The organism is Fodinibius sediminis (genome assembly GCF_900182555.1).
Lineage (GTDB): Bacteria > Bacteroidota > Rhodothermia > Balneolales > Balneolaceae > Fodinibius > Fodinibius sediminis.
In genome coordinates this window covers 128,022-149,657 of the sequence record NZ_FXTH01000012.1, presented here as the reverse complement: position 1 = coordinate 149,657, position 21,636 = coordinate 128,022, and the positions used below count along the sequence as shown (strand labels likewise).

The window sequence follows — 21,636 nt, the reverse complement described above, 5'->3', positions numbered from 1 at the left end:
ATGTTTTCATGTCCACAAAATACATCTTTGTAACCGGAGGGGTTACATCTTCACTCGGAAAAGGTATAATCTGTGCGTCCCTGGGACGCCTTTTGGTAGCCCGCGGACTGCGCGTGACGGTCCAGAAGCTGGATCCCTATATCAATGTCGATCCCGGCACCATGAATCCCTATGAACACGGGGAGGTCTATGTAACAGAAGACGGGGCGGAAACCGATCTCGACCTGGGGCATTATGAACGCTTTCTGGATATCAAGACGTCCCAGGAAAACAACGTGACCACCGGGCGCATATACAATGATGTGATTTCCAAAGAGCGACAGGGAGCTTACCTGGGAAAGACCGTGCAGGTTATTCCCCATATAACGGATGAGATTAAATCGCATATTCTGGCGCTTGGCGAATCCGACGATTACGATGTGGTTATCGTTGAAATTGGCGGTACGGTCGGGGATATTGAAAGTCTGCCCTACATCGAGGCGGTCCGTCAGTTCCGGTATGATGTGGGACGCGCGAATACCTTGTCCATTCATCTGACGCTGGTGCCTTATCTCTCGGCGGCCCGGGAGCTCAAAACCAAACCCACCCAGCACTCTGTCAAGACACTATCCGAAAGCGGGCTGCAGCCGGATATCATTGTGGCGCGGTCCGAACACGAGCTGGATGAAACCATCCGGAAGAAGATATCCCAGTTCTGCAATGTGGAAGTGGAGGATGTCATCGCTTCGCTGGATGCCGAAAGTATCTATGAGGTTCCGCTGCTCATGCAGGCGGAACAGCTGGATGAGCGCGTCATCAGTAAGCTGAATCTGGATGGCGGCGAACCGGACCTGGAGCGTTGGATAGGATTTGTAGAAGCCGTACGTAACCCCTCGACGGAAATTAATATTGCCCTGGTGGGCAAATATGTTGAGCATCACGATGCCTATAAATCCATTGTTGAGGCCTTTATTCACGCGGGGGCTGTCAACGATTGTACGGTTAATATCCGGTGGGTGCAGTCCGATCATCTGACCGAAGATAATGTGAAGGCTAAGCTGGACGGCATTTCGGGCATTCTGGTGGCCCCTGGCTTCGGGGGACGCGGCATCAATGGAAAGTTGTCTGCCATCACCTATGCACGTACTCACGGGATTCCCTTTTTCGGTATTTGCCTGGGGATGCAGTGTGCTGTTATCGAATATGCGCGCAATGTGTGTGGATGGCCGGGAGCCAACAGTACGGAATTCGATGATGGTACCGAACATCCCATCATCGACCTGATGCCGGATCAGAAAAATATTGAAGACAAGGGGGGGACCATGCGTTTGGGTTTGTATGACTGCAAGCTCAAAGAAGGAACAAAGGCCTATGCCGCCTATGGAAGAGAGTTGGTCCAGGAACGCCATCGCCACCGCTATGAAGTCAACAACAACCTGAGGTACAAACTTGTAGAAGAGAAAATGCAACTGTCAGGTTTTAACCCGGAGCGAGACCTTGTAGAAATTGTGGAGTTGGAAGACCATCCCTGGTTTATAGGGGTTCAGTTTCATCCGGAGCTGTGCTCAACGGTCAATAATCCCCATCCGCTTTTTGTCGATTTTGTGAAAGCCAGCCTGACGTATGCCAAAGAGCATAATATCAATATTCCGGTGTCGCACGAAAAAGTAGTAGTCGGCGGTCAGTAATGGACCCCCGATCCGTTTTTGGCGAACGTCTGCGACTCCGGGTTTCCGGGCTGCTGGTCGAAGATGATGCCATTCTGTTAGTCAGGATCCACTCTCCCGTTACAGACCAGAAAGTCTGGATGCCTCCCGGTGGAGGCGTGCAGTTCGGGGAGCCTATGGCGGAAGCCCTCCAGCGAGAATTTCGGGAAGAAACCCAGGTGGATATTGAGGTTCACGGGCTGCTGCATGTCGAAGAATTTATCAAGGAGCCATTTCATGCCGTAGAATGCTATTTTGAGGTCAGCCGGAAGAGGGGAGAAGCCTCACGGGGGCATGATCCCGAGCTTGGAAACGAAGAGCAGCTCATTGAAGAGGTGAGCTGGATGGAGATCGAGATATTGGAAAGCCGGTCATTTTCACCCGATCCTCTGCTTTCCAAACTGAAAAACTGGGAAAACCGCAGCTCATTTACTGTTTTTTAATAAGGTGTAATTGTTTAGCTTTACATTTGTTTTTGTTATTTAAATAAGGTTAAATAAATAATTGATGTCATTAATTAAAGTTTTGTCGCGTTTGTCAGCGGTTTATTGTCTGCTGCTGTTACTTTTTTCCTGCCAGCAGGAACCTTCCTCTTCCACTGTTATCCAGAATGTACGGGGCTACACATTTTACGGCGACAGCCTGAGGACTTTTTCTGCCGTGATGTTTAAAGACGGTAAGGTAGTGGATATCTATAATGATACCACTTTTCAGCAGGGAGCCGGTCCTGATATTATTGATGGAAGGGGACAGGTTATGCTGCCGGGACTTATTGATGCCCACGGGCATGTCATGGGACTTGGATTTCAGCAGATGAATGTAGATTTGACAGGGACAACTTCCTTGGATTCTACCCTGCAGCGCGTGGCAGCCTATAGCAGGCAATATCCCGAGCTGTCATGGATACAGGGACGGGGCTGGAATCAGACGCGATGGAACATCAATCGTTTCCCTACAGCGGAAGAACTGGATGATATTGAAAATAAACGGCCGGTTTGGCTGCGAAGGATCGATGGGCATGCGGGATGGGCCAATTCGGAGGCGATGAAGCGGGCTGGAATAAATACCGAGACCAGTGAGCCCGAAGGAGGTAAGATTATCAGGGATGAAAACGGGCGCCCCACCGGCGTATTTGTTGATGCCGCCATGCATCTGATAGAGAGCCATATACCGGAGCCCTCCGCCCGCGCTCGCAGCAAGGCCCTGGAGGCTGCCCTCCTTCAGATGCGCAGCCATGGATTGACCAGTGTGCATGACGCCGGCGTAAGTGTGAAGGATTGGCAGCTCTATAAGGAAAAAGCGGACCAGGATAGCCTGACAACCCGTATCTATGGCATGATTGCCGGTGCCGGGGCAGTCTTTGATACCCTTGCCCGTGAAGGACCGATTGAATCTTACAGCAAGGATCGGCTGGCTTTGCAGAGTGTGAAACTGTATGCTGATGGGGCTCTCGGAAGCCGCGGTGCGGCCTTGATTGAACCGTACAGTGATGCCCCGGATAACCGGGGATTGCTTTTTTTCTCGGAAGAGGAAATGACAAAACACATTTTGAAAACCGCATCGGCAGGTTTTCAAACCAATGTGCATGCTATTGGGGACCAGGCAAACCGTACGGTGTTAAATGCTTTTCGAAAAGTACAGGACAGCCTGGGCCGGCAAAACCTGCGACATCGCATTGAGCATGCACAGATTGTAGCTCCTGAGGATATATCACGTTTTCGGTCGCTGGGGATCATCGCCTCTATGCAGCCCACCCATGCTACCAGCGACATGAATATGGCTGAAGATCGGATTGGCGCGGAACGGATGGAGGGCGCCTATGCCTGGCAAACCTTCTTAAGGCATGGTGTTGTCGTGGCTTCCGGATCGGATTTTCCGGTGGAGCATGTAAATCCTTTCTATGGTTTATATGCTGCTGTCACACGCCGGGATCACCAGGGGAATCCCGAAGAGGGATGGTATCCCGGGGAGCGACTTAGCCGGGTCCAGGCTCTGCGATCGTTTACGGTGGATGCAGCCTATGCAGCGCATCAAGAAACGGTACTTGGGAGTCTGGAGCCCGGAAAATGGGCTGATTTTATATTGGTTGACCGCGATATTTTTGAAGTGCCGGCCCGGGAAATATGGCAGACCAGGGTACTGGAGACATGGGTGGCGGGAGAGAAAGTGTATTCAGCAATGGATAAATAATCCACAATATAGATTACGTATTTATGAATATCCGGATAGAACAGCATAACCCCACAATTGGGGATCTTGAAGGCAATAAAAAACGTATACTGGAGGCCATTACCGCAGCCCGGGATGACGGTATGGACATGCTTATTTTGCCTGAATTGGCCACCTGCGGGTACCCGCCAATGGATCTGCTGGAGTACGATTCCTTTTTGAATGAGGTATACAGCATCAACCAGCAGCTTGCTGCCGAGGTGCGTGAAATGGTTGTGGTCCTGGGAACCATCACGCCCAATAAATCGGGGCCCGGCCGAAAATGTTATAACAGTGCTCTGGTAGTTGAACACGGAGAGGTAAAGGCTGAGATTCATAAGGCGTTACTGCCAACCTATGATGTGTTTGATGAGCTACGGTATTTTGAACCGGCCCGCAGCTTTGAATGTGTAGCGGTGGGGAAGCGCAAAGTGGGGATTACCATTTGTGAGGATATCTGGTATAATTACAGCGATCCCCAATACCTGACCTACGATATCAATCCCGCACAGGAATTGGTGGGCCAGGGAGCAGAAATGATTTTAAACCTCTCGGCTTCGCCCTATACGAGAAATAAACCAGCCGGCCGGGAGCGCATGCTTCGAAGACATGCAGAAGAATTTGAGATACCACTGTTATATGCCAACCAGGTTGGTGGAAATACGGAAACAATCGCTGACGGCGACTCGCTCGCCATGAATCGAAAAGGAGAAGTTGTGGCCCGGGCCGGGATGTTTAAGGAAGACGCCGTTGCTGTCAGCTGGAAGGGGAGCGAGCTTGCTGCTCTGGATGAGAAGAAAGGGATTACCGGCGTTCCTTCTTTGGAGGAACAGTTGTTCAGTGGTCTTGTATTGGGACTGCGTGACTATCTCCGTAAAACGGGCGTCGCCGACAAGGTGCTGCTTGGCCTGAGCGGGGGCATCGATTCGGCTCTGGTGGCCTGTATTGCAGCAGAAGCCCTGGGAGCTGATCGGGTTGTGGGCATCACCATGCCGTCGGAATTTTCTTCCGAAGGGAGTGTCCGGGACTCCGAGATATTGGCACATAATTTGGGAATAGAATTCCAGGCACTGCCCATCAGAAAGATCTATGAAGTCTTTGATGAAGCACTGGCTCCCTTTTTTGAAGGCACACCGTTCGGGGTGGCAGAAGAGAACCTCCAGCCACGCATCCGGGGAACACTTCTAATGGCCTATTCCAATAAATTTGGTCACATGCTCTTGAACACCGGCAATAAATCAGAACTGGCCACTGGATACTGTACGCTTTACGGAGATATGGCCGGCGGATTATCGGTTATAGGGGACCTCTATAAGACAGAAGTTTATGAGGTGGCTCATTGGCTAAATAATGATTATTATAAGAATGAAATTATTCCGCAGTCTATCTTGTCGAAGCCCCCGAGTGCGGAGCTTCGGCCGGACCAGAAGGATTCAGATTCTTTGCCGGAATATGATGTGCTGGATACCATTTTGAAAGCGTATCTCGAAGAGCAGTCGTCGGTAAAAGAAATTGTGGAATACGGTTATGATCAGCAAACGGTGAGTCGTATTTTAAATCTGGTCGATCAGATGGAATATAAGCGTGCCCAGGCAGCACCGGTGTTAAAGGTGAGTTCGAAAGCCTTTGGATCGGGCAGGCGATGGCCCATGGTGCAGCGTTGGACGCAAAACAGATCCGCGAATAAAATATGACCGGGATGTATTCCGTTTGCCTGATACAGCGCCGCCTTTTATTCGTTGCGATTCATACACTACATAAGCTCTAACGTCATAAATATCGTTTAACTCCTATGCAAAAGAAGTTATACTTTCTACTACCCCTTTTTCTGGCCGTTGGTTTTTCTGCTTTTGCCCAGCAGGCTGATTCTACCATTCCCATTAAACTGAAGGAGGTACCGGTTTCTCCCATGCTGCTGCCATATAATAATCCCTTGCAGGATGAGGGAGAGGCCCTTGCCGGCAGTGGTTCTGCCACCGGGGCAAGCGAGGATTCCGAGGATTATGGAAAAAGCACCATGCAGCGTATTGCACAGATTTACAAGATACAGGTACAGGCTATCGAAGCGCAGCTGAACGAGGACCCCCTGAAGGCAGAACAACATATTACGGATGCCCTGAACAATTTACAGGCTCTGCTCGACAAATATCCAGAGATACAGTCTGATCAGCGGTTTAGTGAGTTGTATCGATCAGTTATGACAGAGTATCGCAAGTTTTACGGGGTTACGGAGTCGGAAACAGAGGCACAGGGTGAGATTTTTGCCATTCAAAAGGAGCTCTTTTCAGACAGTGACGATTGGATGAAAGATAGCTACAGCATACCCGAAAACCTCCCCTCTTCCAGTACCAGGGTGCCGCTGGTGCAGAATGATAAGGTCAATCGCTCGCTGATGTATTTTTCCATGCGCCGTCCCGAGGTTATGGAGCGATGGCTGAAGCGATCGGAGAAATACTTCCCCATGATGGAGAGAATTTTTGAGGAAGAAGGCGTGCCTACCGAACTTATTCATTTGTCCATGGTGGAAAGCGGCCTGAATCCGCGCGCCCAAAGCTGGGCCTCCGCGGTTGGAATGTGGCAGTTTATCCGGGGCACCGGCTCTGTATACGGCTTGGATGTCAACTGGTGGGTCGATGAACGGCGCGATCCAGTAAAAGCTACACGTGCAGCAGCACAGCACCTTAAGGATTTGTATGAAGTATGGAACGACTGGCATTTGGCGCTGGCTGCATACAATATCAGCCCCCGGGGACTGAATTATGCCATACGGCGTGGCGGTGGAGAAAAGGATTATTGGTCGGCATGGGATCATCTCCCGCGGGAAACCAGAAATTACGTGCCCAGCTACATTGCTGCAACAATGATTGGGATGAACCCGGAGTCGTTTGGGTTTGAAAAAAGATATGACGAAGAGCCCTATAGCTACGATATATACAGGGTGGCACCCCTGATGCCGCTGGATGTGCTTGCCGAGGCAGCCGGGATTACGCTTGATACGTTAAAAGAATACAATCCGGAGCTGCTGCGCTGGGCGACGCCACCGGGAGACGAGTATCCACTGAAGCTGCCGGCGGGCCGTAAAGAACTTTTTGCGGAAAATTACAAGGAAATACCCCAGGATGAACGCGGATCGAACATCGCCATGCATACGGTAAGCCGTGGCGAATCCCTGGGTGTTATTGCCAGGAAATACGGTACTTCTGTACGGGCGCTTTATGAAACGAACGAGAGTTTATCGAGTACTATTTACCCGGGACAGAAAATTGTTGTCCCCCTGGCGCCGGGTAGTACGAAACAGATAGCTGCTGACGAATCCGAGGAAAAGCCAGAAGACAAAGCTGAGCCATCCTCTTCCAGGGAAAAGACAGCCTCCGGCACGAAGGCTGTGAAGAAGAATTCCTCTTCCGAGCGTAAAATCGCATCCAGCAGGTCCAAGGTGCGCTATGAGGTCAGGAAGGGAGATACCATTGGACATATCGCCGAATGGTTCGACGTCTCTTCATCCCAGATAAGGGTTTGGAACAATACCTCCAATACCATTACGCCCGGGGAGTATTTAGACATCTATGTCAGTAAGTCCAAGGAATCCTATTACGAACAAGTGAGTGAGATGTCGTTTGATGAAAAGCAGGAAATTGAACAGAAGCAGCGGAACGGTACCGATGTGACCGAGGAGTATTTAACATCGCTGATGGATGCTGATGCAGAGTATACCGTCCGCCGGAACGATACGCTTATCGATATTGCAAATAAATTCGGCGTTCCCGTCAGCCAGATAAAGCAGCTCAATGGATTGAACAGTTCCCGAATACGGGTGGGGCAAAAGTTGAAGATAAGCAGTTCCGAATAAGCGGCAGGCAGCAAAGCGCTATTTTGTCCAGATAAATTAGGTTTTCCAGGTGGCAAAAGCAGATTTACATATCCATACTGTGGCTTCCGACGGACGTATGAGTCCACAGGATGTGGTAAAATATGCCATAGAACATAAGCTCGACGTTATCGCGATTACTGATCATGATACGTTGAAAGGGTACTGGAAAGCCCGGGAGGTTGCGGCAGATCATGAGGAGATCAGCTTGCTGCCTGGTGTGGAAATTACGGCTGATTTCAACGGCAGGGAATGCCATCTGCTGGCCTATGCTTTTGATCCCGGGCACCATGTTATCGTAAAGCTAATGCGCGAGCACTACCTCTCACGTCTAAAACGGGCCCAGTGGATAATCGATCAGCTTTCGCAGAAAGGATTTGAGCTCGATATTGAGGAAGTAAAAGCGGAGGCCCATGGCGGCAATATCGGCCGGCCCCATATTGCCGCGGTTTTGCTGGACAAAGGATATGTGGGATCGTTCAAGGAGGCGTTTATTCGATATCTCAGTGATCAGAGGCTTGGAAGTATCTACAACGAGTATAATTCCCATCATAAGGTTATCGATATGGTCAAGAAAGCTGGGGGAGCGATCGTGATCGCCCATCCCGGCAAGTTATATACCAATGAGGAGCTGGAACAACTTGTCGAAGCCGGGGTAGATGGTATTGAGGCTATTCACCCGAGCCATGATTATAAAACCCAGAAACGGATTGAACAGTTTGCCGATCGGCATCAGCTGCTGATAACCGGAGGCAGTGATTTTCACGGCGGCCCAGAAAAATATCAGAAGTATTTTGGTATTGTCACTATCAATACTAAGTATGTGACGCGGCTGTTGAGGTTAACAAACCAGCGAAAAGAAATAGCAGTTTAGAGATATGGAACACCAGGTACTGAAAGGAAATGTAGATGACCCCGACAGCAAGGTCGGAATTGTCGTAGCAAAATGGAATTCATTTATCACTGAGGAACTCCTTGACGGGGCGCTGGAGGTATTGAAACAGCGGGGCTTGCCGGGAGATCAGATAGTGGTTGTCTATTGTCCGGGCGCCTATGAGATCCCTTTTGCCGCCGGTCAGCTGCTGCCCAAGGTTGATGGGGTGATCACCCTGGGAGCCGTTATCCGGGGAGATACCCCGCATTTTCATTATGTGTGCGATGCTGTTAACAAAGGAGTGACAGAATTGAATATTCAAGGCAATAAACCGGTGGTTTTTGGTGTTTTGACTACAGATAATGTACAGCAGGCTCAAGAACGGGCAGGATTAGTAGAAGGCGGAAAGGGTAATAAAGGGGCGGAGGCTGCCTTGGCCCTGTTAGAAATGATCGGTCTGAACAAGCGGATCGAACAATTATAATGTTAAAAAGCTTGAAATAACGTGTATAATACTCTAATATTAATAGCTTAGCTAATCACCATTTTTACGCTTTTGAAACCAATTTCGCTTACAAATACGGAACAAAAAGATAGTGACAAGCAGTCGCAGGCTCAGCTTATTGAGCAGGGACAGCTGCCCGATCATATTGCCATTATTATGGATGGTAATGGCCGCTGGGCAAAAAGCAGGGGGAACTTGCGTTCGTACGGACACAAGGCGGGGGTGGATTCTGTTCGGGATATTACCGAGGCGTGTGCCCAGCTGGGCGTAAGCTATCTGACCCTCTATGCGTTCTCAACGGAAAATTGGAGGCGACCGAAAATAGAAGTTAACGCCCTGATGCGGCTGTTGGCAAGTTCGCTGCGCAAGGAGGCGGAGAATCTCAACGAGAACGACATCCGCCTGGAAACCATCGGCCAGATCGACCGGTTTCCCGACAAGTGCCGAAGGGAGCTTCAGGAAGTCGTTGAGCTGACCAAGGATAACAAGCGCCTTAATCTGTGCCTGGCTCTGAGTTATTCAGGGCGCTGGGATATCAAGGAAGCCGTTAAAAAGCTGGCCCATCAGGTAAAGGAGGGTGATATCGATCCGGAGGATATTAACGATGACCTTATAAGCTGTCATCTGTCGACCGCCGATATTCCGGATCCTGACCTGATTATCCGAACGAGTGGAGAGTATCGCTTGAGTAATTTTTTATTATGGCAGCTGGCTTACTCTGAACTGTATATCACAGAGACATATTGGCCTGATTTCAGGAGAAAGGAATTGTATAAAGCGATCCACTCTTTTCAAAAACGTGAACGCAGGTTTGGCAAGCTTCCCAATAATGAACAGGAGTCCAAGTCGAAATTGCACATTCAAGAGCTGACTACTTAATTTTAACAAAACGTACGCTCAATCTTATTCAAGAATTTATACACGTGAAGAAATTATTACTCACACTCTCTCTTTTTTGTTTTATTTCCATTTCCGCCCTGGCACAAGACACTCCTTCTGATCGTACTCCCATACGCATTGAAAATCCAATGAATGCCACCCCCCAGCAGTATGAGATTCTGGGAATTGAAGTGGAAGGACTGACGACTTCGCGTGAGGAATTTGTCATCGGTACAAGCGGGCTGCAGGTGGGAAACCAAATCACCATTCCGGGAGAGCAGGTGGGGCAGGCGATTAAAAGCCTTCACCAGACCGGTCTTTTTTCTGATGTTGAGATTGTGCAGGCCGGTCGCGAAGCCGGCGGGATCTATCTCAAAATTATCGTTCAGGAGCAGCCCCGGCTTGAGACTTTTGAGATAGAAGGCGTTAAACGCTCCGAACGGGAAGACCTCAGAGAGAAAATCACCCTGATCCCGGGCTATGCAGTAACGGAATCTTCCATTGCACAGGCTGTTAATACCATCAAACGCTATTACAAGCAGGAGGGCCACCGGTTTACCAAGGTGGAGGTCCGGCGTTCAGAAACCGATGAGGTGCGAAACCGGGTCACGGTCACTTTTGATATTGACGCCGGTGAGCGGCTTGAGGTCAAGGATATTACCTTCGAAGGGAATGAAGAGTTCAGCGACAAGGAGCTTCAGAAATCACTGGGAACCATCAAGGAAGACAAGTGGTGGAAGTTTTTTTCCAAAAAACTGTTCAAGGAAAGTGAATTTGAAGAAGCCAAAGATAACCTGGCACAGTTTTACCGCGACAACGGTTTCCTGGATTTCCGTATTACCAGCGACACGGTCTACACTTTCCCCTATACCCAGCGGCGGCTCTATGTGTTCGAAACCCCGGCACAGGGTATCAAAACGAATATTTCGGTCTACGAGGGAGCCCAGTACAAAGTGCGTAATGTCACCTGGGAAGGAAACACCGTGTATACCGACGAACAGCTTACCCAGACACTCGGTTTTGAGAAGGGCGAAGTCTTTAACCAAAGCAAATTTGACACGCGTCTGAATATCAATCAAAAGGGGCCTGATGTGACCAGCCTCTACCAGGATATCGGCTATCTCTTTTTCCAGGTGGAGCCGCAAATTGAGATGGTGGCTGAAGACTCGGTGGACCTGAATATGACGATTATTGAGGATGAAATTGCCTATGTCAAAAGAGTATCATTTGAGGGGAACACCAAGACCCATGATGATGTTATCCGCCGGACATTGCGAACCGTACCGGGACAGAAGTATAGCCGGCAGGCCATTATTCGTACTATTCGTGAGCTGGGACAGATAGGATATTTCCAGCAGCAGTCTATTGAGCCGGATATTATCCCGGACCGCGAAAATCAAACTGTGGATATCAATTATTCCCTTGATGAATCCCAGAGCACGGATAACTTTGAGTTTTCCGGTGGTTTTGGCGGCCGGGGGATTGGTCTTATCCTGTCGGCCAGAGTGAACTTCAACAACTTCTCCATCCAGCGTGCCCTGCGTGGCGAGGGGTGGACGCCAATCCCTTCCGGCGACGGGCAGAAGCTTTCGCTGGGTGTGCAGGTTACGGGTAGTGGCTACCAGAGTTACAGTGCCGGCTTCCAGGAACCCTGGCTGTCAGGAAAGCCGCTTTCCCTGGGCGTCAATATGAGTTATGATCTCATCAAATACAGGGGCAGCGATCAGCGTAACGAGCTGTTTTCAAGCAGTGTATCGCTGGGGCGCCGTCTCGACTGGCCGGACGACTACTTTACGCACCAGAGTATTCTCTCTTACCAGCTATATGATGTGGCTGGCGGAGCTTCTTTCCTGCCTGAAGGCGCTTCCAATATTTTGAGCATCCAGCAGGTCCTGGAACGCAATTCAACCGATAACAAGATTTCTCCCACGACAGGTTCCAAGCTGCGTATTTCGGGCGAAATTGCGCCCCCGCTGCCCAGCTTCGCCCAGTACTACAAGTTTAAATCAAGCTATCAGAATCATACCTCTATCGTGGGTGATCTTGTGCTCACCAATACCGTGGAATATGGGTATCTTGGCTACTTGTCGCAGGGCAAGCGAAGTGATTTTCAGCGGTTCAAACTGGGAGGTACCCAGATGCAGCAGCGCCAGTCGTTCCTGGATGATAATATTGATCTTCGCGGTTTCCCGGGGGGCAGAAACGGTTCCATTACCCCTTTTGAGGATGGACAGGAAGTAGGGGGACGGTTGTATACCAAATACTCCTTTGAACTGCGTTATCCGGCCATTACCGAGCAGCAGGCCCAGGTTTACCCCTATGCCTTCATGGATGCCGGTAACGCCTACCTGAATCCGAGTGAATTTGCCCCCTTTGATGTCAAGCGATCGGTGGGGCTGGGTACGCGTATTTTCCTGCCGATCCTGGGGCTGGTTGACCTGAGCTACGGGTATCGTCTTGATGGCATTCCCAATACCCAGGTCAGGGCCGGCGAATGGGAGTTTCTCTTTAATATTGGGGCGCCGTTTTAATGCTTAAGTCTGCTGCCTGTATATCATTGGTTGCTGTCTGCTTTCTGTTCGGATGGATAGCCGAGGCCGGAGCCCAGCAGCAGAAAATAGGGTATGTAGATACGGATTACCTGTTGTCCCACATGTCGGAATATGAGAGCGTGCAGCAGCAGCTGCGTTCGCTGAGTTCTGAATGGAACAGTGAGCTCCAGGAAATGGAGGAAGAAATTGAAAAGCTCAGAGAAGACTTTCAATCCAAAAAGGTACTGTATACCGAGCAGCAGCAACAGCAAAAGCGGGAACAAATTCAATCGAAAGTGGCCCGTCGTCAGCAGTACCTGGAGGAGCGGTTTGGATCTGATGGGCAGTATTTTCAGCGTCAGAAGGAACTTTTGGAACCCATCCAGCGAACCATTTTTGAAGCTGTAGACCGGGTTGCAGAACGTGGGGGCTTTGATTTTGTCTTTGATCGGGCTCAGAATTCCGGTTTACTGTTTGGCAACAAAGAATTTAATTTGAATGAAGAAGTACTACAGGAGCTCGGGGTTACGTTAAATGAGTCCAGCAATTGATAAAAATTGTTAGTATTATCAGACGCTTTAGTAAAGTAGAAAGTTAAATCAGATTTAACCCATGATTAAAAAGATACTAAGTACAGCGGGCCTGTTCCTTTTTCTTGTAAGTTCTGCAGCTTACGGGCAGCTTAAGATCGGATATATGAATACCCAGGAGGTATTGAGTCAGCTGCCCCAGCGTTCGCAGGTAGAGGAGGAGCTGAACAGTTTTATTCAATCCAAGCGGTCAGAACTTGAAGATCGTATCGCTTCCTTTCAGGATGAAGTAGCTACCTACCAGCAGAATCAGAGCAGCATGTCTGAACAGCAGGTTCAGCAGAGAGAGCAGGAACTTGCGGATCAGGAAGCGTCCCTGCAGGAATTTCAGCAAAATATCCAGTCACAGATACAGCAGCGGCGATCGGAGCTCCTGGAACCCTTGTATAGTACAATGGACCAGGCTATTGCGGATGTAGCCGAAAGCAATGATCTTGATTTTGTTTTGAACCAGGCAACAAATACAGGGGAAAACGTGATCTATTATTCCGCTGACCAGCAAATGGACATTACCCAACAGGTTATACAACAAGCGAAGGAACTATCAGCGTCGAACTAACACGAAAATAGAATAAGAATTATGTTAAAACGAATACTATCAACATCTCTTCTTTGTTTATTTTTCATTGGCTTCGCCGGCACGTCTTCGGCTCAGGCACAGCAGCTGGAAATAGGCTATGTAGACCCGCAGGCTATTTTAAGCAGAATGCCTGAGATGAAAGCCGTGCAGCAGCGCCTCCAAAATTTTATGGAGAAGAAAAGAAACGAACTGGACACCAAGCGACAGGAATATCAGCAGCAGGTATCTCAGTACCAGCAGAAAGAATCCGTTATTTCTGAAAGTGCCAAGCAGAAAGAAGAAGAACGTCTCGGACAACTGGGAGCTGAACTGCAGGAGTTTCAGTCGCAACTGCAGCAGGAGGTACAGCAGAAACAGCAGGAACTCGTAGGTCCGCTTTTAGACCAGATTGATACTGCTATTGGTACGGTGGCCAATGATATGGGGCTTACCTATGTGCTCAATACAACAACCAGCAACGGGGATGTCATCATATTGTACGCTTCAGACGAAGCTCAGCAAAAGTATGACATTACCGACGAGGTTATGGCCGAGCTGGATATGCAGTAGGTCTTTCATTTTGACGGTCTTACAGAATTACCAAAGGAGGGTTTACAGCAGGTAGACTCTCCTTTTTTATTTAACCCTCCGTTTGCGATTTCGGATATAGTCTTCAAAGATATAGCCGCCCAGGTTATCCAGGGATGCAAAGTATGCCCGTCCTTTGTTTGCTTTTGACAGCTCGCGTACAAAATCCTGCAGGTAGGGGTCGCGTGCAATCATAAAGGTGGTAATATCAATATTGTCACGCCGGCATTTAACGGCCTCATCCAATACTTTGTTGACAATTTTCCGATCGAGTCCAAAACTGTTCTTGTATATTTTTCCATTCTCTATGATGCAGGAGGGTTTGCCATCGGTGATCATGAAAATTTGCTTGTTTGCATACTTGCGCCGGTGCAGGGTGTAGCGGGCCAGCTGCAGGGCCTGCTGCGTATTGGTGTGGTAGGGCCCTACTTTCAGATAGGGGAGATCCTCGATTTCAACTTTCCATGCTTCATTGCCAAAGGCTACGATATCGAGTGAGTCGTTGGCGTAATTGTTCAGGATAAGCTCTGAGAGGGCCATAGCCACCTTTTTAGCCGGGGTGATGCGGTCTTCCCCGTAAAGGATCATGGAGTGGCTCAGATCGATCAACAGGACCGTAGCCACGGAGGTGTAGTGATCGGTATTGTGAACCCGGAGGTCATCCTCATGGAGGTTCATCTGGTCAATGTTACTGTGCCTGAGCATATTCATCATCGTCCCTACGCTGTCGATGTTGGCAATGTCGTCGCCCTGTTGCCAGTTGCGTGTTTCGGGCTGCCGTTCCAGTCCGCGCCCGGTATGATTGGTCTGATGATGGCCGGCAGCTCCTTTCGCTAGATTGTCGAAAATTTCTCTCAGTGATCGACGCCGAAGACTTCGTTCGGTTTTTCGGGTGATAACCAACATCCCCTGGTCCCGGTCCTCTTCAATATAGCCGCGCTCTTTGAGTTCTTCCACAAAATCACCGATGCTGAAATTTTCAAACTGATCAGTGATGTGGTATTCCTCATCCAGCTCGGTAAGCCACCGCAGGGCCTGCGACACCTCTCCGCTCGCGATAGTGAGCAGCTCTTGGAACAAATCCATGACAGTGTCGAAGGGGGAGGTATCGGAGTGCCGCTCAAATCGTGAATCCCACTTTTGGTACTTGAAATACATAATGAAAACATTGACTTTAGCAGAAGTATTGATAACGTATTTAACGGGAAATTAATTCGCATAAATGACAAAACCGGGCGACGGTGATAAAAGTACAGAATCCTTGAATCGGCTGCGGTATGAACGCAGGCTTTGGAATGAAGGCTTTGAACGGGTGATGGGACTCGATGAAGTGGGCCGGGGCTGCCTGGCCGGTCCCGTGGTGGCCGCCGGCGTTATTTTTAAGGCCGGGACGTTTATTGAGGAGATCAGAGACAGTAAGACCCTTTCGCTGAAGGATCGCAGGCGGCTTGGCCGGGAAATTAAAGCACAGGCCCTCTATTGGACCGTGCAGTGGTGTATGCCTTCAGAAATTGATAAACTCAATATTTTGCAGGCTTCCATAAAAGCGATGAACAAGTGTGCCGAGGCCGAGCAGGCATGCCCGGACTACCTGCTGGTGGATGGCAACAGATTTAAATCCGGCTTGTGCCCGCATCAATGCCTGATTAAGGGGGATGATCGGTCCATGAGCATTGCTGCTGCTTCCATCATTGCAAAGGTCTATCGCGATGAGTGGATGTATGACCTTCATGAGGAATACCCCCATTACGGATGGGATACCAATGTGGGTTACCCCACCCAGCAGCATTTCCGGGGGTTGAAGGAGCATGGCGCGACCAAATATCATCGGCAGAGCTTCAGGCTGCGAACGGATAAAATGATTGATTAATAAACAGGGCTCAGCGATAGATGCTGAACTGCCGTTTGTGAAAGTCCAGGTTCAGGCAGATGCCAAGCATCAGGGTATTGGTGATAAGGGCGGACCCCCCATAGCTGATGAAGGGCAGGGGGACACCAATTACGGGTATTAGCGCTGTAGCGGAGCCGATGTTAATAAAGAAATGTGTAAAATAGATAGTAGCAACGCTGACGATGACCAGTTGTGCAAACGGGTGCTTATGGTTTGCAGCGGCCCGCAGCAGCATAATGGTAAAGCCTATGAGCATCATGACAACCAAGCCGGCACCCACAAACCCAAATTCCTCGCCAATCACACAGAAAATGAAGTCGGTCCACTGTTCGGGAAGGAAACGAAGCTGTGTCTGGGTTCCCTCCAGGTATCCTTTGCCATAAAGCCCTCCCGAGCCAATGGCTGTCTTGGCCTGTATGATATTCCAGCCGGCCCCCTGGGGATCGAATGAGGGATTGGTAAAAGCTTCAATCCGGGCCCGCTGGTGCGGCTGCAGCACCTGAAACAGAGCAACCTGTACTCCAATGACAAGTAATATACCGGTCGCAAAGGAGGTAAAGGTAAGCCAGGTGCGCCGCTGGAGAATAAAAACAAGCAAGGTCAGAAGCACGGCTGCTGCCAGGCCCCAGTACCAGCTGATAATGCTCAGGTAACCGATGATGGCCGGAGAAATAATAAAAAGGGAAATACCATAGGGAAGGCCCGACCAGAACAGCACAACGGGTATCAGGGCTAAAAAGATGATCGCGGTCCCCGAGTCGTTTTGCAGGAAAACGAGGATAGTGGGCACAAGAATAATAAGTACCGTGGTAAGTGCTGTCTTCAAATTCTCGGCAGAGATGTTGCGCTGGCTCGTCAAGTAGTTGGAGACGGCAAGTACGGTGGCAATTTTCATCAGCTCACTGGACTGGAGGTTGAATGGTCCCAGGACCAGCCAGCTTTTGGCTCCGTTCACCTCGCGCCCGATAAGGAGGGTCAGCACCATTAGGACGATCCCCAGCAGATAAAAAATATAGGACCCTTCGCGAAAGGTGCGCGGACTCACATATTGCAGGCCGATGAGCAGCAAAAGGGCCAGCCCGAATGATATGAGCTGCTTGTAGAAATTTACCTGGATGTATGCAGGTAGGAATTGGGCAACGGGACCCTGCGTTGCACTGTAAATGGAGATCAGCCCGATGGTGACCAGTCCAACCCAGAAGGTGGTAAGAGACCAGTTGTATTCTCCAAAGTTATTCATTGTCGTCATTCTGAGATTCGGGTTCAAAATCCTTTACGTAATCGTAAACACGGGTACGATTGATCTTGCCGGTAACATATTGCTCAACCAGGAGGGAGGCGATGGGGGCCGCAGAAATTGAACCATAGCCTCCGTTTTCGATGAGCACAGCAATAGCAATCTGGGGATCATCCATCGGGGCAAAACACACAAACCAGCCGTGGTCCTCCCCGTGTGGATTCTGTGCAGTCCCCGTTTTGCCGGCTACTTTCACGCTGTCCAGGTTGGCATAATAGCGGCCGCTGCCTGTGGTGACAACCCGACGCATTCCCGCCTTGACGATCTCAAGTTCCCGCCGGTCGATCCAGCTTATTTTGGTAGTGTCATTTTCAGGAAATAAAACCGTACCGTCGCTTTCTTTGATGGAATGAACGAGATGGGGTTGAAGGGCATATCCCCCATTTGCGATTTGGGATACGACGGTGGCCATCTGAAGAGGAGATGCCGCCAGAAAGCCCTGGCCAACGCCCAGGCTGATTTGGTCTCCAATGCCCCAGGTACCCTCTCCAAGCAAGTTGTTCAGATAAGTGCTGTCAGGCAAAATGCCGCTGGTTTCATTGGGCAGGTCGATACCGGTATTGCTGCCAAGTCCGAAGGTTGATGCCAGTTCGTTCCAGCGGTCAATACTGTAGCTGTGAACAATCTTGTCCATCAGCCAGAAGAAGAAGGTATTACTCGATTCCTGCAGGGCTTTTTCCAGGTTGTACTGTCCCGGATCTGCCAGGTCATTATAGCGTCGACCGCGCGAGTAGTAGCCGGGGTTGTAAATGCTGGTCTGAGGATTAATAATATCGAGCTCCAGGCCCATGAGCCCCATGAGTGGCTTGAAGGTAGAACCCGGGGGCTGCTTGCTGGAAAGAGCCCGGCTGAATAGCGGGTTGTCGGGGTCTTGGTTAATTTTTTGCCAGTAATCGAAATCTATGCGTCCGGAGAGTCGCCGGATGTCATATTGAGGGGCGCTGACCATACTCAGAACCCCCCCGGTCTTCGGGTTCAAGGCCACTAGTCCTCCTCTTTTCCCCTCCATCAGATCTTCAGCCAGCAGCTGCAGGTCGGTATCAAGGGTGGTGTTGAGGTTGGCACCTTTGACGGGAGCTTCGTCTATGGCGCCGTCTTGGTATGATCCGAGGTTTTGTCCCATGGCATTGACCAGAATATATTCTGTTCCATACTGGCCTTTCAGCTGCGCTTCATACTGCTTTTCAAGCCCGGTTTTTCCAATCTTGTCGCCCAGGTGATAGTTCTGCTGCTGCAGATATTCTTCCTTGGAAACTTCACGCAGATAGCCGAGGGTATGTGATGCTTTAAGGCTGTCCACCGGATAGTGACGCTTGCTCTCAATCTGATGACCAATACCCGGAAGCTGCCATATGTTTTCCTGGATGATCGAAAATGTCTTGAAATCGATCTCCGTGAAAAGCCGGGAGGTTCGATACCAGGAATAGGCCCGCGCTTCCTCAACGCGTTTTTCTACCTCTTCTTCGGCTATGCCGAGGAGCTGAGCCAAAAGGGGCGTTTTTTCACGATCGTAGGCCGAGGGGGTAATGGTGATGGAATAAATGGGTTTGTTATCCACCAGAAGACGTCCGTTGCGATCATAGATAAGCCCCCGCGCCGGATTTACATTTTGTTGTCGCAGGGCATTTTGCCGGCTCAACGGCTCATAGGTTTCATAATTCAGAATCTGTAGTTGGAAAAGTCGCCCCAGAATCACCAATCCCAGCAGGATAATGATCAGCTGGAAAATACGAATGGAAATTTGGGTGCGTTTTTTCTTGTGGCGCGACATACCGAGTGTCACCTTTGGGTTCTGAACAAGTGTATACAACAAGCAACGATAGCAGAATAGAGACTATTGCCAACCAGCTGCCGCCAAAATATAATTTCAGCAGTATAATTCTGTATAAAAAGATTGAGTCCTAAAAAAATGATGTTATGGAGCAGGGCCGCTGAAAAAACAGTCGTAAATACCGGTCCGATTAATAAAAGTTTCGTATGATCTTTGGGAATAAACCGGTGGCTTAAATATACCAGTAATGTTTTTGTAAACATATGAAGGCCCCACAAATCAAGAAAAAAATCTTGCAGAAATCCCAGCAGGGCCCCCATAAGCAAGGCGGTCGCCCTGTTTTTTTTACTCATAAACCAGACGAGAAAGATGAGTACGAGATCCGGCTGCATCCTGAAAATCGTCAAGTGTCGGAACAGTACGACCTGAAGCAACAGGAAAAGGAGCCCTATGCTAAGATATTTCAGCTGTTCTTTGGTCATTCTAACACTTCCTGATATTCCTTGTTGAGGTTTTGGAGCGTGGTATCGGGCTGGAATTTGATGACAAACCCGCCGGACAGGGTATAGAGGTCAACAAAGGGATCGAGGTAGATGCGCTGTGTATCCTTGCCTTTCTGAGGCATTGTTCGTATCACTTCGCCGATGGGGATATTCGGTGGAAATTGATTGCTGTAGCCGGAAGTGACAACCACTTCCCCCGTGTCGACCTCAACTGTTTGGGGGATGTAATTAAGTTGCAGCTCTTCAATGCTGGTGCCGTCCCATGAAACAATACCATAGGCATTGGAATTCTGTAGTTTGGCACTCACTTTGAACAGTGTATTTAAAAAAGGCATAACCTGGGCATAGCCCCGGTCGGTGAGGATGACTTTACCGGCCAGACCTTCCGCAGCAACCATGGGCATGCCGCTTTCGATACCCTGCTCGCTGCCGGCGTCTATGGTTAATGAGTTTGATACCTGGTGTAGTTCCTTGCCGACGACCTGAACCGGGTAGAGGTTCAGATTGCTCTCCCTGCTGAATTCAAGCAGCTGCCTTAGCCTTTCATTCTCCTGGTCGGCTGAACGCAACCGGCTCAATTCATCCAATAGCAAAACGTTTTGTCGCCGGAGATAGGTGTTGGTTTTCAGGGCCTGTCGGTAGGTGCGGATATTGGCAAAAGGTTCTTCGAGATAGCTGAAAAGAGTGACTGACGCCTTGCGCAGGTTCTCAAGCCCTCCCTGGTGCCGTCCGATCATGAGTGCTACGGCAGTAAGAAGGAGTACGGCTGTGAGGATGTGATCTTTAACATCAGATATTCCCGGAAAACGTAGTTGCATTCACCTTGCTGTAGCTTAATTAATAACGGTTCGGTAGTATTCCAGGTCTTCCAGGATGGCTCCCGTGCCACGCACGACGGCGGTCAGCGGATCTTCAGCAATGTGAACAGGAAGGTCGGTGGTCTCGCGAATTAATTTATCGAGATTCTTAAGCTTGGCCCCTCCGCCCGTGAGGAGGATCCCCCGGTCCAGGATATCGGCGGAAAGTTCGGGAGGCGTTTGTTCCAGCGATTTTGTGATGGATTCTACAATCGTATTGACCGATTCAGAGATCGCTTCGCGGACGTCTTTAGAGGTCACATGCCGGGTTCGCGGTACTCCGTTGACCAGGTCGCGACCTTTGGTGTCCATTTCCAGTTCTTCATCCAGAGGAGCGGCCGAGCCAATTTCGCACTTTATCTTTTCGGCTGTACGTTCTCCGATAAGCAAATTGTGGTTGCGGCGGAAATAGTTGATGATATCATCATTAAGCTCATCTCCTCCAAGACGCACGGATTGGGCAAAGACGATGCCGGACAGGGCAATAACCGCAATTTCCGTGGTACCCCCGCCTACATCAACGATCATGTTGCCGATAGGCTCATGCACATTCAGCCCGATACCAATGGCGGCCGCCATGGGTTCGTCAACAAGATGTACTGATTTGGCTCCGGCATGTTCTGCACTGTCACGAACGGCGCGCCGTTCCACTTCGGTGATGCCGCTGGGTACACATACCACCATCTGCCGGGTGCTGGAATACCATTTCATCTTGACCTTGTCGATCATTCCGCGGATCATCTGTTCGGCCACTTCAAAATCGGCAATGACACCGTCGCGCAGTGGACGTACCGTACGGATGTTCTTGTGGGTTTTTTCATGCATCAAGCGCGCCTCGTGACCTGTGGCAACGGGCTCATTTTGCATGTTTAGCGCCACAATGGAAGGTTCGTTCAGCACGATGCCCTCGCCCCTTGAGTAAATCAGGGTATTTGCTGTCCCCAGGTCTATGGCAATATCCGTGTAGAGCCAGTCGAACCATCCTTTATTATTTTGCTTTTTCTTAGCTTTAGGTGCGTTTTTATCCATG

The 21,636-nt window shown here is 49.8% G+C and carries 19 protein-coding genes; 13 read left to right on the top strand and 6 right to left on the bottom strand.

Annotation, left to right across the window (positions count from 1 at the left end; translation table 11 throughout):
• The first annotated feature begins 8 nt into the window (after positions 1 to 8).
• From pyrG to FN808_RS13665, 12 genes are all read left to right on the top strand, one after another.
• Entirely contained in the window at positions 9 to 1,667 is a 1,659-nt protein-coding gene (gene pyrG / locus FN808_RS13720) for a CTP synthase (protein WP_142715174.1), read from the top strand.
• Positions 1,667 to 2,128 (top strand): NUDIX domain-containing protein, encoded by a 462-nt coding sequence (locus FN808_RS13715; RefSeq protein ID WP_142715173.1) that lies wholly within the window; start codon positions 1,667 to 1,669, stop codon positions 2,126 to 2,128. Before pyrG ends, FN808_RS13715 begins: the two co-directional genes overlap by 1 nt.
• Before the next feature lie 64 nt (positions 2,129 to 2,192).
• Entirely contained in the window at positions 2,193 to 3,875 is a 1,683-nt protein-coding gene (locus FN808_RS13710; RefSeq protein ID WP_142715172.1) for an amidohydrolase, read from the top strand.
• Positions 3,876 to 3,898: 23 nt separating this feature from the next.
• A complete protein-coding gene (locus tag FN808_RS13705) occupies positions 3,899 to 5,587 on the top strand; it encodes an NAD+ synthase (RefSeq protein ID WP_142715171.1) in 1,689 nt (562 codons plus the stop codon).
• Between the two features lie 98 nt (positions 5,588 to 5,685).
• Positions 5,686 to 7,743 (top strand): LysM peptidoglycan-binding domain-containing protein, encoded by a 2,058-nt coding sequence (locus FN808_RS13700; RefSeq protein WP_142715170.1) that lies wholly within the window; start codon positions 5,686 to 5,688, stop codon positions 7,741 to 7,743.
• 49 nt (positions 7,744 to 7,792) lie between these two features.
• Positions 7,793 to 8,635 (top strand): PHP domain-containing protein, encoded by an 843-nt coding sequence (locus tag FN808_RS13695; protein WP_246068363.1) that lies wholly within the window; start codon positions 7,793 to 7,795, stop codon positions 8,633 to 8,635.
• Between the two features lie 4 nt (positions 8,636 to 8,639).
• Positions 8,640 to 9,119 (top strand): 6,7-dimethyl-8-ribityllumazine synthase, encoded by a 480-nt coding sequence (ribH, locus tag FN808_RS13690; RefSeq protein ID WP_142715169.1) that lies wholly within the window; start codon positions 8,640 to 8,642, stop codon positions 9,117 to 9,119.
• A 72-nt stretch (positions 9,120 to 9,191) separates the two neighbouring features.
• Positions 9,192 to 10,019 (top strand): undecaprenyl pyrophosphate synthase, encoded by an 828-nt coding sequence (gene uppS, locus FN808_RS13685; RefSeq protein ID WP_142715168.1) that lies wholly within the window; start codon positions 9,192 to 9,194, stop codon positions 10,017 to 10,019.
• Between the two features lie 44 nt (positions 10,020 to 10,063).
• Positions 10,064 to 12,550, top strand: a complete 2,487-nt coding sequence (bamA, locus tag FN808_RS13680; protein WP_142715167.1) for an outer membrane protein assembly factor BamA — start codon at positions 10,064 to 10,066, stop codon at positions 12,548 to 12,550.
• Positions 12,550 to 13,101, top strand: a complete 552-nt coding sequence (locus FN808_RS13675) for an OmpH/Skp family outer membrane protein (protein WP_142715166.1) — start codon at positions 12,550 to 12,552, stop codon at positions 13,099 to 13,101. The genes bamA and FN808_RS13675 overlap by 1 nt, the downstream gene beginning before the upstream one ends.
• A gap of 61 nt (positions 13,102 to 13,162) precedes the next feature.
• Complete coding sequence (locus tag FN808_RS13670; protein WP_142715165.1) at positions 13,163 to 13,699, top strand: OmpH/Skp family outer membrane protein; 537 nt, start codon at positions 13,163 to 13,165, stop codon at positions 13,697 to 13,699.
• 21 nt (positions 13,700 to 13,720) lie between these two features.
• Positions 13,721 to 14,269 carry an OmpH/Skp family outer membrane protein gene (locus tag FN808_RS13665; RefSeq protein ID WP_142715164.1) on the top strand — a complete coding sequence of 183 codons (549 nt, stop codon included), beginning with the start codon at positions 13,721 to 13,723 and terminating at the stop codon, positions 14,267 to 14,269.
• Between the two features lie 66 nt (positions 14,270 to 14,335).
• Here FN808_RS13665 and FN808_RS13660 read toward each other — a convergent pair whose 3' ends face one another.
• Positions 14,336 to 15,445, bottom strand: coding sequence for a vWA domain-containing protein (locus FN808_RS13660; RefSeq protein WP_142715163.1), 1,110 nt, complete (start codon positions 15,443 to 15,445; stop codon positions 14,336 to 14,338).
• A gap of 64 nt (positions 15,446 to 15,509) precedes the next feature.
• Between FN808_RS13660 and rnhB the strand changes: the two genes are divergently transcribed.
• On the top strand, positions 15,510 to 16,157 hold the full coding sequence (rnhB, locus tag FN808_RS13655; protein WP_142715162.1) for a ribonuclease HII: 648 nt from the start codon (positions 15,510 to 15,512) through the stop codon (positions 16,155 to 16,157).
• Positions 16,158 to 16,167: 10 nt separating this feature from the next.
• On the opposite strand, the gene rodA is transcribed toward rnhB, so the two are convergent.
• The 5 genes from rodA to FN808_RS13630 are packed head-to-tail and all read right to left on the bottom strand — an operon-like array spanning position 16,168 to position 21,635.
• On the bottom strand, positions 16,168 to 17,418 hold the full coding sequence (gene rodA, locus FN808_RS13650) for a rod shape-determining protein RodA (RefSeq protein ID WP_142715161.1): 1,251 nt from the start codon (positions 17,416 to 17,418) through the stop codon (positions 16,168 to 16,170).
• Positions 17,411 to 19,246, bottom strand: a complete 1,836-nt coding sequence (gene mrdA / locus FN808_RS13645) for a penicillin-binding protein 2 (protein ID WP_142715160.1) — start codon at positions 19,244 to 19,246, stop codon at positions 17,411 to 17,413. The genes rodA and mrdA overlap by 8 nt, the downstream gene beginning before the upstream one ends.
• Before the next feature lie 8 nt (positions 19,247 to 19,254).
• Positions 19,255 to 19,728, bottom strand: coding sequence for a rod shape-determining protein MreD (gene mreD, locus FN808_RS19465; RefSeq protein ID WP_142715159.1), 474 nt, complete (start codon positions 19,726 to 19,728; stop codon positions 19,255 to 19,257).
• Positions 19,725 to 20,567: a rod shape-determining protein MreC gene (gene mreC / locus FN808_RS13635; RefSeq protein WP_246068362.1), complete on the bottom strand. Its 843-nt coding sequence runs from the start codon at positions 20,565 to 20,567 to the stop codon at positions 19,725 to 19,727. Before mreC ends, mreD begins: the two co-directional genes overlap by 4 nt.
• A 15-nt stretch (positions 20,568 to 20,582) precedes the next feature.
• Complete coding sequence (locus FN808_RS13630) at positions 20,583 to 21,635, bottom strand: rod shape-determining protein (RefSeq protein ID WP_246068361.1); 1,053 nt, start codon at positions 21,633 to 21,635, stop codon at positions 20,583 to 20,585.
• Position 21,636: the final 1 nt, after the last annotated feature.

Bases quoted from the DNA above. Each gene is read 5' to 3' on its own strand.
- pyrG (WP_142715174.1), top strand. From the start codon at position 9: ATGTCCACAAAATACATCTTTGTAACCGGAGGGGTTACATCTTCACTC.
- FN808_RS13715 (WP_142715173.1), top strand. From the start codon at position 1,667: ATGGACCCCCGATCCGTTTTTGGCGAACGTCTGCGACTCCGGGTTTCC.
- FN808_RS13710 (WP_142715172.1), top strand. From the start codon at position 2,193: ATGTCATTAATTAAAGTTTTGTCGCGTTTGTCAGCGGTTTATTGTCTG.
- FN808_RS13705 (WP_142715171.1), top strand. From the start codon at position 3,899: ATGAATATCCGGATAGAACAGCATAACCCCACAATTGGGGATCTTGAA.
- FN808_RS13700 (WP_142715170.1), top strand. From the start codon at position 5,686: ATGCAAAAGAAGTTATACTTTCTACTACCCCTTTTTCTGGCCGTTGGT.
- ribH (WP_142715169.1), top strand. From the start codon at position 8,640: ATGGAACACCAGGTACTGAAAGGAAATGTAGATGACCCCGACAGCAAG.
- FN808_RS13675 (WP_142715166.1), top strand. From the start codon at position 12,550: ATGCTTAAGTCTGCTGCCTGTATATCATTGGTTGCTGTCTGCTTTCTG.
- FN808_RS13670 (WP_142715165.1), top strand. From the start codon at position 13,163: ATGATTAAAAAGATACTAAGTACAGCGGGCCTGTTCCTTTTTCTTGTA.
- FN808_RS13665 (WP_142715164.1), top strand. From the start codon at position 13,721: ATGTTAAAACGAATACTATCAACATCTCTTCTTTGTTTATTTTTCATT.
- FN808_RS13660 (WP_142715163.1), bottom strand. From the start codon at position 15,445: ATGTATTTCAAGTACCAAAAGTGGGATTCACGATTTGAGCGGCACTCC.
- rnhB (WP_142715162.1), top strand. From the start codon at position 15,510: ATGACAAAACCGGGCGACGGTGATAAAAGTACAGAATCCTTGAATCGG.
- rodA (WP_142715161.1), bottom strand. From the start codon at position 17,418: ATGAATAACTTTGGAGAATACAACTGGTCTCTTACCACCTTCTGGGTT.
- mrdA (WP_142715160.1), bottom strand. From the start codon at position 19,246: ATGTCGCGCCACAAGAAAAAACGCACCCAAATTTCCATTCGTATTTTC.
- mreD (WP_142715159.1), bottom strand. From the start codon at position 19,728: ATGACCAAAGAACAGCTGAAATATCTTAGCATAGGGCTCCTTTTCCTG.
- mreC (WP_246068362.1), bottom strand. From the start codon at position 20,567: ATGCAACTACGTTTTCCGGGAATATCTGATGTTAAAGATCACATCCTC.
- FN808_RS13630 (WP_246068361.1), bottom strand. From the start codon at position 21,635: ATGGATAAAAACGCACCTAAAGCTAAGAAAAAGCAAAATAATAAAGGA.